At 72.3% G+C, this 13,767-nt stretch carries 11 protein-coding genes; 6 read left to right on the forward strand and 5 right to left on the reverse strand.

All coding sequences use genetic code 11. The features are described 5' to 3' along the window. The first annotated feature begins 8 nt into the window (after window positions 1-8). Window positions 9-2,522 carry a circularly permuted type 2 ATP-grasp protein gene (locus G555_RS17420; protein WP_051208256.1) on the forward strand — a complete coding sequence of 838 codons (2,514 nt, stop codon included), beginning with the start codon at window positions 9-11 and terminating at the stop codon, window positions 2,520-2,522. After that, on the forward strand, window positions 2,522-3,457 hold the full coding sequence (locus tag G555_RS0102380) for a transglutaminase family protein (RefSeq protein WP_028707632.1): 936 nt from the start codon (window positions 2,522-2,524) through the stop codon (window positions 3,455-3,457). Before G555_RS17420 ends, G555_RS0102380 begins: the two co-directional genes overlap by 1 nt. A 219-nt stretch (window positions 3,458-3,676) precedes the next feature. On the opposite strand, the gene G555_RS0102385 is transcribed toward G555_RS0102380, so the two are convergent. Together G555_RS0102385 and aat are read right to left on the reverse strand one after the other, a co-directional pair. Continuing rightward, on the reverse strand, window positions 3,677-4,540 hold the full coding sequence (locus G555_RS0102385; protein WP_028707633.1) for an Fpg/Nei family DNA glycosylase: 864 nt from the start codon (window positions 4,538-4,540) through the stop codon (window positions 3,677-3,679). Next, window positions 4,524-5,240: a leucyl/phenylalanyl-tRNA--protein transferase gene (gene aat, locus G555_RS17425; protein ID WP_084634572.1), complete on the reverse strand. Its 717-nt coding sequence runs from the start codon at window positions 5,238-5,240 to the stop codon at window positions 4,524-4,526. Before aat ends, G555_RS0102385 begins: the two co-directional genes overlap by 17 nt. A 184-nt stretch (window positions 5,241-5,424) precedes the next feature. Between aat and G555_RS22130 the strand changes: the two genes are divergently transcribed. Further along, a complete protein-coding gene (locus G555_RS22130; protein WP_051208258.1) occupies window positions 5,425-7,011 on the forward strand; it encodes an SMP-30/gluconolactonase/LRE family protein in 1,587 nt (528 codons plus the stop codon). Between the two features lie 15 nt (window positions 7,012-7,026). Here the strand turns inward: G555_RS22130 and G555_RS0102400 are convergent, their stop codons facing one another. Next, window positions 7,027-8,145 carry an N-acetylglucosamine-6-phosphate deacetylase gene (locus G555_RS0102400; protein ID WP_028707634.1) on the reverse strand — a complete coding sequence of 373 codons (1,119 nt, stop codon included), beginning with the start codon at window positions 8,143-8,145 and terminating at the stop codon, window positions 7,027-7,029. Between the two features lie 112 nt (window positions 8,146-8,257). On the opposite strand from G555_RS0102400, the gene G555_RS0102405 reads away from it, so the two are divergent. Continuing rightward, entirely contained in the window at window positions 8,258-8,902 is a 645-nt protein-coding gene (locus tag G555_RS0102405) for an HAD family hydrolase (protein ID WP_051208260.1), read from the forward strand. A gap of 131 nt (window positions 8,903-9,033) precedes the next feature. Then, a complete protein-coding gene (locus G555_RS0102410; RefSeq protein ID WP_028707636.1) occupies window positions 9,034-9,699 on the forward strand; it encodes an EcsC family protein in 666 nt (221 codons plus the stop codon). Window positions 9,700-9,709: 10 nt separating this feature from the next. On the opposite strand, the gene G555_RS17435 is transcribed toward G555_RS0102410, so the two are convergent. After that, the gene (locus G555_RS17435; protein WP_051208262.1) at window positions 9,710-10,897 is read right to left on the reverse strand and encodes a M20 metallopeptidase family protein; all 1,188 of its coding nucleotides are present in this window, start codon (window positions 10,895-10,897) and stop codon (window positions 9,710-9,712) included. Between the two features lie 333 nt (window positions 10,898-11,230). On the opposite strand from G555_RS17435, the gene ilvD reads away from it, so the two are divergent. Continuing rightward, complete coding sequence (ilvD, locus tag G555_RS0102420) at window positions 11,231-13,075, forward strand: dihydroxy-acid dehydratase (RefSeq protein ID WP_028707637.1); 1,845 nt, start codon at window positions 11,231-11,233, stop codon at window positions 13,073-13,075. A 20-nt stretch (window positions 13,076-13,095) separates the two neighbouring features. Here the strand turns inward: ilvD and G555_RS0102425 are convergent, their stop codons facing one another. Next, entirely contained in the window at window positions 13,096-13,716 is a 621-nt protein-coding gene (locus G555_RS0102425) for an NADPH-dependent F420 reductase (protein WP_028707638.1), read from the reverse strand. Window positions 13,717-13,767 lie beyond the last annotated feature (51 nt).

Genomic DNA, 13,767 nt, shown 5'->3' on the forward strand with positions numbered 1-13,767 from the left:
TGGGCGCCATGAGCGCCGCCGCCGAGTACGACGAACCGTGGCTCAGCGACACCTACCGGGAACGCCTGGTGGGCATGTCGGACGGCTTCCCGGCGCCCGTCTTCGACGAGTTCCTCGGGCCCGACGGGGTGCGCCCCGCGTACGCCGCGCTGGCGGAGCAGATGGAGGCGATGGGCCGGGGCGGGCTGCTGGCCGCCCGCGCCGAGGTCGCCCGCTTCGTCTCCGACGAGGACATGACCTACGGGGGCACGGACCTGTCCCAGGCCACCCGGTGGCTGGTCGACCCGCTGCCGCTCATCATCGGCACCGCCGAGTGGCGCGACCTGGAGGCCGGGCTGCGCCAACGCGCCGAACTGCTCGACGCGATCCTCTCCGACCTGTACACGAAACGGCACCTGCTACAGCGTGGCCTGATCCCGCCGCAACTGGTGGTCGGCCACCCCGAGTTCGTCCTCCAGGCCGACGGCATCCGGCTGAAGGGCCGCCGCCAGCTCGTCCTCGCCGCGACAGACCTGGTGCGCGACGGATCGGGATGGCGCGTGCTGTCCGACCGGACGCAGGCGCCGTCGGGCGCCGGCTACGTCATGGGGACGCGGCGCATCGTCACCCGCACCCTCGCCGGCCTCCACCGCCGCACCGAGACCGCGTTCCTGCGGGACTTCTTCCGCACGATGGCGTCGGCCCTGCAGGACGCCGCCCCGACGTCCACCGAACTCCCCCGCGTCGTGGTGTTCAGCCCCGGGACCGCGTCCGAGACCGCCTACGACCAGGCGTTCACGGCGACGTTGCTGGGCTTCCCGCTGGTGCAGGCCGAGGATCTCGTGATGCGGCAGGGACGCGTGTGGGTGACCGACGGCGACGGGCTCGAGCCGGTCGACGTCATCCTGCGCCGCGTGGACTCCGCGTTCGCCGACCCGCTGGAGTTGCGCAGCGACTCCCGGCTCGGCCTGCCCGGGCTCATCGAGGCGTCCCGGCAGGGCCACGTCACGATCGTCAACCCGATCGGTTCGGGCGTGCTGGAGAACCCCGGCCTCGCCGCGTTCCTGCCCCGGCTCGCGCGCGAGGTGCTCGACGAGGACCTCGCGCTGCACGACCCGCAGACATGGTGGTGCGGCAACGACGCCGACCGGTCGCACGTGCTGGCGAACATCGACTCGCTCGTCCTCAAGCCCACCCACCGCAGCACCCGCGAGCTGGACCGCTTCGGCTGGGAGCTCTCCTCCGCCGAGCGTGAGGAGCTCGTCGCACGCATCAAGGCGTGTCCCTGGGAGTGGGTCGGCGAGGAGGCCCTGTCCGTGTCGACGTCGCCCGTGGTGACGGCGAAGGGCCTCGTTCCGCGCCGGACCGTCCTGCGGACGTTCGGGGTGGGGGTCGAGTCCGGGTACACGTTCATGCACGGCGGGCTCGGCCGCGTCGCGGGCGGCAACCACCCGTACCTCGTGAGCAACTCGACCGGCGCCCTGGCCAAGGACGTCTGGGTGCTGACGGGCGCGACCACCGACCAGGCCGCCGACCGGACGCCCGTCGCCGCCCGGGCCGCGGGCCGCCCGCCGCTGCTGTCGCCCCGTGTGGCCGAGAACCTCTTCTGGCTGGGCCGCTACGCGAACCGCGCCGAGAACACCGCCCGGCTCATCGTCATCTGCGAAGACCTCGACCGGGACTACGCCTACCTGCGCGGCCCTGCGGCGTCCCAGGTTCTGCAGGCGATGCTGTCGGCGTTCTCGTCGCTCACCGGGCACCCCGCGGATCTCGGCAACGACCCGCGCGGCGCGCTGCACGCGGCGCTCGTCGGGACGTCGGCCGGGTGCGTGGCAGCCAGCGTCCAGCGCCTCACGGACGCTGCCCACGAGGTTCGCAACGTGTTGTCGGTCGACACGTGGTCGATGCTCAGCCGGTTGGAGCGGACGCTCGACGAGGCCCGCGCGGACCACGAGTTCCAGCCGCACAGCCAGAAGATCCTGGAGTCGTTCCTGGCCTGGTCGGGCATCATGGCCGAGTCCATGGTGCGCGACGAGACGTACTCGTTCCTGGACGCCGGCGCGCGCATCGAGCGGGCGCTGCACACCGTGGACCTGATGCGGCGGGCGTTCGCACGCGAACAGGCGCTGCCGGCCGAGTCGCGGCTCGCCGAGGCCGTCCTCGCGGCGTGCGAGAGCCTGATCACCTACCGGCGGCGCGTCGCCGACGGCGAGTACCGGGGCAGGCCGCTGGACGCGACGCTGCGGCTCCTGCTGTGGGATCCGTCCAACCCGCGGTCGGTCCTGTCCCAGCTCACCCATCTGGCCGCGGACCTGCGGCTCGCGGGCGACGCCACCGTCGCAGCAGAGGTCGAGAAGCTGGGCTCGGCCATCGCCGGCGCCGAGACGCAGGACCCGTCCGCCACCGACGTCCTCGGACGCCTGTCGGAGCTGTCGGGCGAGTTGCGCGGATGGTCCGACCGCCTGACGCGGCGTCACTTCACCCGGCATTCGCCGATCCGCGCCCAGCAGCCCGGCTGGAACACCCCGTGGCAGGTGGTCTGATGTCCGCCGAGCACGACACGCCGCGGACGTATCTCGTCCGCCACCGGACGGTCTACACCTACGACGGGACGGTCGACGCCGCCTACGAGCGCGGCTTCCTGCGTCATCGGGACACCGACTACCAGACGGTGCTGGAGCACCGGATCGTGGTCGAGCCCGAGCCCGACGCTCTCAGCGAGCATGTCGACTTCTTCGGCAACCACTCGTACTACGTGGAGGTGCTCACCGATCACTCGGTGCTGGAGGTCTCGGAGTTCGCGAACATCCGGGTCGAGCGGACGCCGGTCGATCTCGGGTCGCTCAACCGGTGGACGGTCGCCTCGGCCGCGGCCGAGATCGCCGAGAGCTCCGAACTCGATGCCGTCGAGCGGACCGCGTTCCTGCTGCCGAGCGACCTCGTCGAGCTCGCTCCGGCCGTGTCGGCGTATGCCGAGCCGATCCTGGGGCCGGACCGTCCGCTCGGCGATGCCGTCGAGGGCCTCATTCACGCCATCTACCGCGATTTCCGGTACGAGCAGGGTGTGACGAGCGTCCGCACCTCCCTGCCCGAACTGCTCGACCTGCGCGCCGGCGTGTGCCAGGATTTCGCCCACCTCGCCGTCGGGTGCCTGCGCTCGGTCGGGCTGCCCGCCCGCTACGTCAGCGGCCACGTCGAGACGTCCCCGCCACCGGGGGGCGAGAAGCTGGAGGGCAGCGACGCGTCCCACGCCTGGGCCGGGGTGCTCACGCCCACCGGACTGTGGGTCGATCTCGACCCGACGAACGACCACCTCGTCGACAGCCGGTATCTGACGACCGCCTGGGGTCGCGACTTCCGTGACGTGTCCCCGCTGAAGGGCGTGATCTACACCGAGGCCAAGGAGTCGACCCTCAAGGTCGGCGTCGACGTGATCCGGCTGCCCGAGTCCGACGACCCGCCGCCCCCGCCGCAGTAGCCGCGTCCGTCCGGGCACGAGTCACGGCCCCGGCGTAGCTACGCTCCGGGCCAGGCCGCTACGCCAAGGTCAGGACGCTACCGGTCCCCCAGTAGCTTCCCGGCCGCAGCGTAGCTACGGAGAAGCCGCACAGGACCGAACCAGACCGGACCACCGCACCCGGACCACCGCACCCGAACCACAGAGCAGAGCCGAAGACCACCGGGACCAGTGACGGTCTCACTTCAGCAGCCGCGACATCCTCCGGTCGGCCAGCGGCTTGCCGCCGGTCTGGCAGACAGGGCAGTACTGCAGGGACGAGTCGGCGTAGTGAACGGACAGGATCGTCGCGCCGCACACCCCGCACGCCTCGCCCTCACGCCCGTGGACACGCATCGACGCCTTCTTCTCGGCCTTCAGCTTCTCCGGTCCGAGACCCGAGGCGGTCTCGATCGCGGCCGTGAGCAGGCTCCTCGTCGCGGTGTACACCTCCCGCGTCTGCTCGTCGGTCAGACTGTCCGCCGCCTTGAACGGGCTCAGCCGCGCGGCGTGCAGGATCTCGTCGCTGTAGGCGTTGCCGATGCCGGCCAGCGCCCGCTGGTCCTTCAGGACACCCTTGAGCTGCGCGCGCCCGGCAGCCGCGAGGACGCGGGCCAGGTCGTCCACGGTGAAGGAGTCGTCCAGCGGGTCGGGGCCGAGCGTCCGGATCCGGTCGACGTCGTCGAGGCTGCGCACGACGTGCACGGCCAGCTTGCGCTGCGTCCCGGCCTCGGTGAGGTCGAAGCCGCCCCCGTCGTCGAGGGCGATCCGCAGGGCCAGCGGACCCCTCCCGGGCCGGGGCACGGTGGCGGGCTGCTGCGGCCTCCACTGCAGCCACCCCGCCCGCGCGAGGTGGAACGCGAGCCACAGCCCGTCCGTGCCCACCGCGAGGTGCTTGCCTCGCCGGATCGCGTCGGTCAGCTCGAGCCCGAGCAACGCCGTCAGCGGAGGGTCGACGGTCTTGAGGACGCTGAACGCGACGAGGTCTGCGCGGACGACGCAGCGCCCGAGGGCCCGCTCGACCAGCACCCGTCGCAGGGACTCCACCTCAGGCAGTTCCGGCACGTCGGGCTCCTCGCTCCGGCCGGCCCCAATCCGGCTCGGTCAGCGGCAACGCGGCCCGCAGCCGCGTGAGGTACTCCGCCCGCGGGATCTCGACCGCCCCGAGGGTCGCGAGGTGGTCGGTGCGCCACTGGACGTCGAGAAGCCGCCGCTCGGGCGTGCCCGCGGCCCGCAGCCGCTCGACGAGCCCGACGAGCGCGACCTTGGAGGCGTCCCGCCCGATCTCGGGATCGTGGAACATCGACTCGCCCGCGAACAGCCCGCCCATGCTCACCCCGTACAGGCCTCCGGCAAGGCGTCCGTCAGCGGTCCACGACTCCACCGAGTGCACGACACCCCGCCGGTGCAGCTCGGCGTACACGGCGCCGATGCGGGCGTCGATCCAGCCGCCGTCACGACGCGGATCGGCGCACCGCGACAGCACCTCGTCGAAGGCGGCGTCGACGGTCACATGGAACCTGCGCGCGGACTTCCGCAGCGAGCGCGACACCCTGAGCCCGTCGAGCGGCAGCACCCCGCGCCGCACCGGCGACCACCACCACATCCACGGCTGCCTTCCGGGCTCCCCGATGGGCATCGGGAACAGCCCGTGCCGGTACGCGAGCAGCGTCACCTCGGCCGAGATGGACGTCGAGCGCAGCACGGCGTCCTGGGCAGGCCACGACCCGGGGTCGGTGAAGATCTCCGAGAACGTCGTCGCCACGTCCCTAGTGTGGCACCGGGTTCCGACAGCGTCGGCCACACGCCCGCGCCGGGCGCCGAGGCTCCCGAACCCTCATGGAGCGGTTCGGAAAACGGGGGTTTCTTCACTGCGCGGTCGATCACCCTCTAAGGTAGCGCCAGGGCAGCACCCCTTCGGGGGACGCACGACGGACTTGGGGCGTCATATGGAGGAACACACTCGCCGGTCGAGCGCGCCACGAACGCGCACCCGGACGAAGGCCGGTCCCTGGCTGCGCGCGACGGGCGTCCTCGCGGCGGTCCTCACGGTGGCGGCGACGTTCCTGACCGGCGGCGGCACCCGCGCGACCGCGGCCGCGTCGACGACGCTCACCGATCTGGGCACGATCGCCGTCGGCAGTGCGCCCTTCGAGGTCGCCCTCAGCCCCGACGGAGCGACCGCCTACGTGAGCAACGCCAACTCCGGCTCCGTGTCGGTCATCGACACCGCGACGCGAACGGTCACACGCACGATCACAGGCGTCGGTTCTCTCCCCGGAGCCGTGGCGCTATCGCCCGACGGGGCGACTCTCTACGTCGCCGACGAAGGCGGTAGCGCGGTGGCGGCCGTCGACATCGCCTCCGGTGTCGTGACCGGCACCTTCCCCACTCCTGGATCACCCGCCGGGATCGCGGTCTCTGCCGACGGGTCGACTCTCTACGCGGCGTCAGACATCCTCGTGATCGCCTTCGACACCACCGGGTCCGCCAGCGAGCTGGCACCGATCCCGAATCCCCGCCGTATCGCCCTCTCGCCGGACGGCGCCACCATCTATGTGACCACGAGCAACGGCCAAGTCGTCGTGCTCGCCACGGGCACGCTGGCCATCCTCGACACCATCAATGTCGGCGTTTTCGCCTACGACGTGGCGTTCTCCCCCTCCGGGGACACCGCCTTCGTCACGGCGACCTCCGAGAACCGGGTCGTCGTCATCGACACCGCCAGCCGGACGGTGACGAGCACGATCGACGTCGGAGCCGCGCCCATCGGGGTCGCGTCGTCGCCCGACGGCGCTGTCCTCTACGTCACCAACCGGGACTCGAACACGGTCTCGGTGATCGATACCGCGTCCGGCACGGTGACCTCCTCGGTCGCCGTGGGCACCTCGCCCCTGCTGCTCGCCGTCTCCCCCGACGGGCGCACCGTCTACGTGCCCGACAACGGCGGCAGCACGGTGACGGTCCTCGGCTACGGCTCCCTGTCCCCCGAGGACCAGACCGTCGCCGGCACCGCCGGAACGAGCCTGTCCACGGCGGCGATCACCGCGTCCAACTTCACCGACTCCGTCACCTACAGCATCTCGCCCGGCCTGCCGACCGGCCTCAGCCTCGACCCGGCCACGGGAGTCGTGTCGGGCGTCCCCGCCGCCGCGTCGGCCCAGACGGTCTTCACCATCACGGCGTCCGACGGCACCCAGACCGCCACCGCCACGCTCACCTTGACCGTCGCGGCCGCCCCGACGCAGAGTCCGACCTCGACACCCACTCCCACCGAGTCGCCGACCCCGACGGGCTCACCGACGCCGACACAGACCTCCCCGGGTACGCCTACCCCGACGGTCACGACATCGCCGACGCAGTCCACCTCGACCACCACTCCCGTCGTCACCTCGGCCACGCCGACAGCGACCTCTGGGACGATCGCCGACACGGGATCGGGTGTGTCTCCGCTCGCCGCCGGGCTCGGTGGTGCCGCGCTGCTCCTGGGTGCCGCTCTCGTCGGCATGGTGCTGCGTCCCGCCCGTCGCCGCTGACACCGCGGCTCCGCCTCACGCCTCCCAGCGGCCGCGGCGCAGGACCCGCGTGACCCGCAGGTCGCCGTCGAGCACGATGACATCGGCGTAGCGACCCGCCGCGAGCCGCCCGACGTCAGTGAGTCCCAGATAGTCGGCCGGGATCGCCGTCGCCGCCCGGATGGCCGCAGCGAGCGGGATCCCGGCCGCGGCCGCGTTGCGGACGGCCCGGTCGAGCGTCAGCGTCGACCCGGCGATCGTGTCGGTGCCCGCGACGGTGGCGATCCGCCCGCGCACCTGCACGTCGACTTCGCCGAGGACGTAGTCGCCGTCGGGCGCCCCGGCCGCAGCCATGGCGTCGGTGACGAATGCGACCCGACCGGGTGCGGTCCGCCAGACGAAGGATGCGAGCTCCGGTCGCACGTGCACGCCGTCCAGGATGATCTCGAGCGTGACCCGCGGATCCTCCCACAGGGCGAGCGCCGGGCCGGGCCGGCGGTGGTGCAGCGGCGCCATGGCGTTGAACAGGTGGGTCGCGCCGCGGGCGCCGGCTTCGATCGCGCGCCGGGTCAGGTCGTAGCCGGCCGCCGTGTGGCCGATGGCCACGGTCACGCCGCGGGCGGTGAGGCGGGAGATCGCCTCCAGCGCACCGGCCCGTTCGGGGGCGACGGTGACCAGGCGCACGCCGCCCCTTCCGGCGGCCAGCATCTCGTCGACGACCTCCGGCGCCGGATCGCACAGCAGGCGTCGGGGGTGGGCGCCTGCGTGCCCGGCGGCCAGCCACGGCCCTTCGAGGTGGATACCGGCGAGCTCGCCCGAGTCCACGAGCCCCGCCAGCGCGGAGACCTGCCGCACGAGGTCGGGCACCGCGCCGGTCACCAGCGAGGCGACCATCGTCGTCGTCCCGGCCGCCCGGTGTGCCGCGAGCACCCTGCGGGCCGCATCGGGGTCCTCTGTGACGAAGGAGGCGCCGCCCCCGCCGTGACTGTGCACGTCGACGTAGCCCGGCACGACAAGGCCGGTGAGGCGTTCGTCGGCCGGTCGCGGCGGCATGCCCGTGCCGGCGGCCCGGATCCGGTCCGCCGCGACGTCCAGCCAACCCGGAGCGGGATCGTCCGCGTCGGGGAGAAGAAGCCTGTCGGCGCTGATCAGCATGATTCGTCTGGAGTGTACCGGCGCGGGATCGCGCCGAAACGACCGATGAGCAACCGGGGCTCAGCGGATGAACCCGCGGATCGGGACGCGCATCGGCGGCTAGCCTCGGGCCATGGCCGCCACCACGACGCCCGGCGTCACCGCCTTGCTGCTGGATCTCGACGGCACCCTCGTCAACTCCGAGGCCGCCAACGACGAACGCCTGCGCCGCGTCTGCGCGGCGCGCGGCTGGACGTACAGCGACGACCTCGCCGCCCTGTTTCCGGGACGACGGCCCGACGACGTGTTCGCCTCCGAGCCCGGCCCATGGGCCGGCGAGGATCCGGCCGAGCTCATGGCCCTGATGGTCGCGCTGACGCCCCGGGAGGCCCTTGAACCGGTGCCGGGAGCGGCCGGCCTCGTGCGGCATGCGGCCGCGCGCGTCCCGGTGGCGCTCGTCACCTCGGCGGTCGCCGCCTGGGCCGAGATGTGCCTGGACGAGGTCCTCGGCGTCCGGGAGCTGTTCACCACGATCGTGACCCGTGAGCACGTCGAGCGGGGAAAGCCCGACCCGGAGCCCTACGCCCTCGCCTGTGCCCGCCTCGGGGTCGCGCCGCGGAACGCGGTGGCGGTCGAGGACGCGCCGGCAGGACTGATCTCGGCGGCGGCTGCCGGCGTCGGCACGACCGTGGGGCTGACGGGGACGTTCACGGCCTCCGGCCTGGCCATGGCCGACCGGATCGTGACGTCGCTCGCGGATGTCGAGGCGCTGCTGTGAGCCCGGGGCGGGGCAGGCGCCACCGGCAGGCCGGAGCGCGCGGCAGGGACGCGTCAGGGCTGTACCCGATGGGGGACGCGGGCATCACGCGCGTACGCTGGCAACGTCCGTCGTAAGCCCGGGAGGCATCCATGGCAAACGCCCGCGAAACCGGCAGGGCACTCGTGCAGCGCGTCGCCGAACCGGGCGGAGGCATGCTCAGGCAGATCGTCACCCTCGCCATCGAGGGCGTCGCGTCGGTGCCCGGCGCGAAAGCCACGGCCGCACGCCACCTCCAACGCCACGGCGACGCGGACGCCGCCATCGAGTCGCTCATCCGCACCCACGTCGCGCTCGCGTCCGCCCAGGGCTTCGCCACGAACCTCGGCGGACTCGCCACCGCCGTCGTCGCGCTGCCGGCCAACATCACCGGTGTGGCGGTGCTGCAGGTGCGGTTGGCAGCGACGATCGCGCATCTGCGCGGCTACGACGTCGACGATCCTCGCGTCCGCACGGCCCTCCTCATGTGCCTGCTGGGCGACGTCGATGCGGGGCGTCGCACCAGGAAGCCCGACCTGCCCCGGCCGCTGGCCGTCGCGACCGCGCCCGTCTACGACGCCGGTCTCGACCGGCGCGTGTCGGAGGTCGTCCTCGGAGACCTCGCGGGCCGCATCGGCGGGAAGCAGCTCGCGGTGCAGCTCCTGCGCCGCGTCCCCCTTGTCGGCGGCCCCGTCGGCGGCGCGGTGGACGGCTACCTCACGTACGCGATCGGTTCGTACGTGAAGGACGAGCTCATCACCCGCCGCATGCTGCGCTGACCGGCCGTCGTCAGGCCGGAAGGAGTCCCTGAGACACCAGGCCGCCGACGAAACCGGCCGCCAGGGCCCGCGCGGTGACCGCGATGGTCTCGTCGGGCGGGAGGAAGCGGGCGTGGTGCAGCACGGGTCCGTCGGGTTCCCGGCCGGTTCCCACGAACATCATGAGCGACGGCACGCGGTCGCAGAAGTGCGCGAAGTCGTCCGACCCGCACGAGCGGAACGGCGTCGTCGCGAGGGGGACGAGCTCGCTCAGCGCGGTGCGCGTCGCCCGCACGAGGGCCGGATCGTTGCGCAGCACGGGCTCGCCCTCGACGATGCGCACCTCGGCGGTCGCGCCTCGCGACTGCGCCGCGTGGGTGGCGACGTTGCGGATCTCGGCGTGCAGCGTCGCCCGGTCGGCCTCGTCGGTGGTACGGACGGTCCCGCGCAGCGAGGCACGCGACGGGATGACGTTGGCGGCGGATCCGGCGCGGATCGCGCCCACGGTCACGACGGTGGGGTGCATGGGATCGATCTTGCGCGACACGAGTTCCTGCAGCCCGAGGACGATGGAGGCGAGCGTCGGGATCGGGTCGATCGTCGCCTGCGGGTACGCCCCGTGACCACCACGGCCGTGAACGACGACCTCGAACTCGTCGGCGGCGGCGTTGACGACGCCGAACTCGGCGCTGACGACCCCCTTCGCCACCTGCGGCTGAACATGCGCCGCGACGATCGCCCGGACGTCGTGGCGGGTCAGGACGCCTTCGGCCACGACATCGGGTGCGCCCGGCGGGTTCACCTCCTCGCGGGGCTGGAAGACGCCGAGCACCGCCGCCGGCAGGGGCAGCGTCTGCGCGGCCCGCAGCACCGCGACCATCGCGGACATGTGGATGTCGTGGCCGCAGGCGTGCATGGCGCCGTTGTGGCTGGCCCACGCGACGCCGGTCTCCTCGGTGATCGGCAGCCCGTCCAGTTCTGTGCGCAGCGCGATCGCGGGGCCGCCGTCGCCAAGGCGGGCGGCGAATCCCGTCCCGGCGATCGTCTCGGTCGCAAGCCCGGAGAGTTCGGCCTGGAGCCGGAGCGGGGTCTCGTCCTCGGCCCCGCCCAGTTCGGGAATCCGGTGCAGCTCGCGCCGCAACGCGATCGCAGCCGGCAGGTGGACGTCGATGGCTGAGCTGAGCGCCGCGAGCAGGTGAGCGGCCGACTGGAACGTCACGGGTCCTTCTTCGACAGGTCTGGACCGGGGACGGGCGGCTCACCCCGGTGGAACGGAACCGCCGCAGTTTATCGCCCCCCGCCGTCCGCCTGGCCGGCTCCGCGCCACCTCATCGCGTCCGGCACCGGCCTCGCCCCCCGCCGAACGCTCCCGAACTGCCGGTTTTGCTGCGAAAACCGGCAGTTGGGGAGCGTTCGGCGGGGGCGAGGGGGCCGTCCTGGTTAGGCAACCCTTTCCGCTCATCTCAGCACCCGGCCCGGGCCGCGGTCCACACAGACACGATTGAGCGCTCGGACTAGGCTGAGGCGGTTACATCTACTTCGAGGTTCAACCATGCCAGCTCTCCGTTCCCGCACCACGACCCACGGCCGCAACATGGCCGGTGCCCGCGCGCTGTGGCGTGCCACCGGCATGGTCGAATCCGACTTCGGCAAGCCGATCGTCGCGGTCGCCAACAGCTTCACGCAGTTCGTGCCGGGCCACGTCCACCTGCGGGACATGGGCAGGCTCGTCGCCGAGCAGATCGCCGCCGCGGGAGGCGTGGGACGCGAGTTCAACACCATCGCGGTCGACGACGGCATCGCGATGGGACACGGCGGCATGCTGTACAGCCTCCCGAGCCGCGACCTGATCGCCGACTCCGTCGAGTACATGGTGGAGGCACACCAGGCCGACGCCCTCGTGTGCATCTCCAACTGCGACAAGATCACGCCCGGGATGCTCCTCGCGGCGCTGCGTCTGAACATCCCGACCGTGTTCGTCTCGGGGGGTCCGATGGAGGCCGGCAAGGCCGTCATCGGCGACGACGGCACCGTCACCACGTCCCTGGATCTCATCGACGCGATGGTCGCCTCGGCCGACCCGAACGTCACCGACGAGACCCTCTTCTCCATCGAGCAGAACGCGTGCCCGACGTGCGGATCGTGTTCGGGCATGTTCACGGCCAACTCGATGAACTGCCTGCTCGAAGCCATCGGCCTGGCGCTGCCCGGCAACGGGTCGACGCTCGCGACGGCCTCCGCCCGCCGGGGCCTGTTCGAAGAAGCAGGTCGCCTCGTGGTCGAGTTGTCGCGCCGCTGGTACGGCGAGGACGACGCGTCGGTCCTGCCGCTGTCCATCGCCACCACGTCGGCGTTCAGGAACGCGATGCGGCTCGACATCGCCATGGGCGGGTCGACGAACACCGTCCTGCACCTGCTCGCGGCCGCGAACGAGGCCGGCGTCGACTTCGACCAGCACGACATCGACGCCCTGTCGCGTGTCACTCCGAACCTGTGCAAGGTGGCGCCGAACTCGCACAAGTACTACATGGAGAGCGTGCACCGCGCCGGCGGCATCCCCGCCATCCTCGGCGAGCTGTACCGGGGCGGGCTGCTGGACGACGACGTGCACTCCGTCCATTCCGGCGACCTGGCGACCTGGCTGGGCACGTGGGACATCCGCGGCGGCGCTCCGTCGCCCGAGGCCGTCGAGCTGTTCCACGCGGCCCCCGGAGGGGTGCGCACCACGGAGCCGTTCTCGACCGACAACCGCTGGGAGTCCCTCGACACCGATGCCGTGGAGGGCTGCATCCGCTCGGTCGAGACCCCGTACACGACCGAGGGCGGCCTGGCGATCCTCTCGGGCAACCTCGCGCCCGACGGCTCGATCGTGAAGACGGCCGGCGTGGCCGAGGAGCTGTGGGTGTTCCGCGGCCCCGCGAAGGTGACCGAGTCCCAGGAGGAGGCGGTCAGCAAGATCCTCTCGGGCGAGATCGGCGCCGGGGACGTCGTCGTGGTCCGCTACGAGGGCCCGAAGGGCGGCCCGGGGATGCAGGAGATGCTGTACCCGACGTCCTTCCTGAAGGGCAAGGGGCTCGGCGCGAAGTGCGCGCTCATCACCGACGGCCGGTTCTCCGGCGGCACGTCCGGCCTGTCCGTGGGGCATGTGTCCCCCGAGGCGGCGGCCGGCGGCCCGATCGGTCTGGTGCGCGACGGCGACATCATCGAGTTCGACATCCCCAGCCGGTCGGTGAGGATGCTCGTGGACGACGACGAGCTCGCCCGGCGGCGCGCCGAGCAGGACGCGCTCGGGTGGAAGCCGAAGAGTCGGGAGCGTGCCGTCTCGAAGGCCCTCAAGGTGTACGCGTCGCGCGCCCAGTCCGCCGACAAGGGCGCCTTCCGCCTCGTCGAGGACTGACCCGGCATCGCGCCGCCCGGCTATCCCCCGGCGCGGGGACGTTGGACGCGCACCTGGAACTCGGCGGTCCCCAGGGCGCCCATGATGCTCAGCCACAACGGCAGGAACATCTCCAGTCCGCGGGCGGCGGTGAGGTCGCCGAGGTCGAGGATGTCGTCGTGGCCGACCTCGCGCAGCAGGCCGGCGACCGCCTCCTTCGCCGCGGTGTCGTCCCCGGCGACGAAGACCGTCCCCGGATTGCGCTCGGGGTGGACCTGCAGCGACACGTTCATCGTGTTCGCGGCCTTGACGACCCGCGTCGCGGGCAGCGCCCGCTGCAGCCGCTCGGCGAGCGAGTCGTCGCCCGCGACGAACAGCGCCGGCGAGCCGTGCGAGAAGTCCAGCGGGTTGGCGATGTCCATGAGGACGGTGCCGGTCAGGGGCTCCGCCAGCCGCTCCAGGACGTCGAGGGACGCGGCTCCGTTCAGCGCGTTCACCACGATCGACGCGCCGGCGACCGCCTCGGCGTGAGACAGTCGCCGAACGGCTTCTCCGGCGGCACCCGGGGTCCGCGTGCCCATGACGACGTCATGGCCCAGTTCCCGCAGCCGTTCGGCCCAGCCGCTGCCGACCGCGCCCGTCCCCAAGACGGCGATCCTCATCGCGACCACCTCCTGCGGCTCAGTACACGCCTCGCCGGCCGGGATCTCAAT

Source organism: Propionicicella superfundia DSM 22317 (assembly GCF_000423465.1).
GTDB classification, from domain to species: Bacteria; Actinomycetota; Actinomycetes; order Propionibacteriales; family Propionibacteriaceae; genus Propionicicella; species Propionicicella superfundia.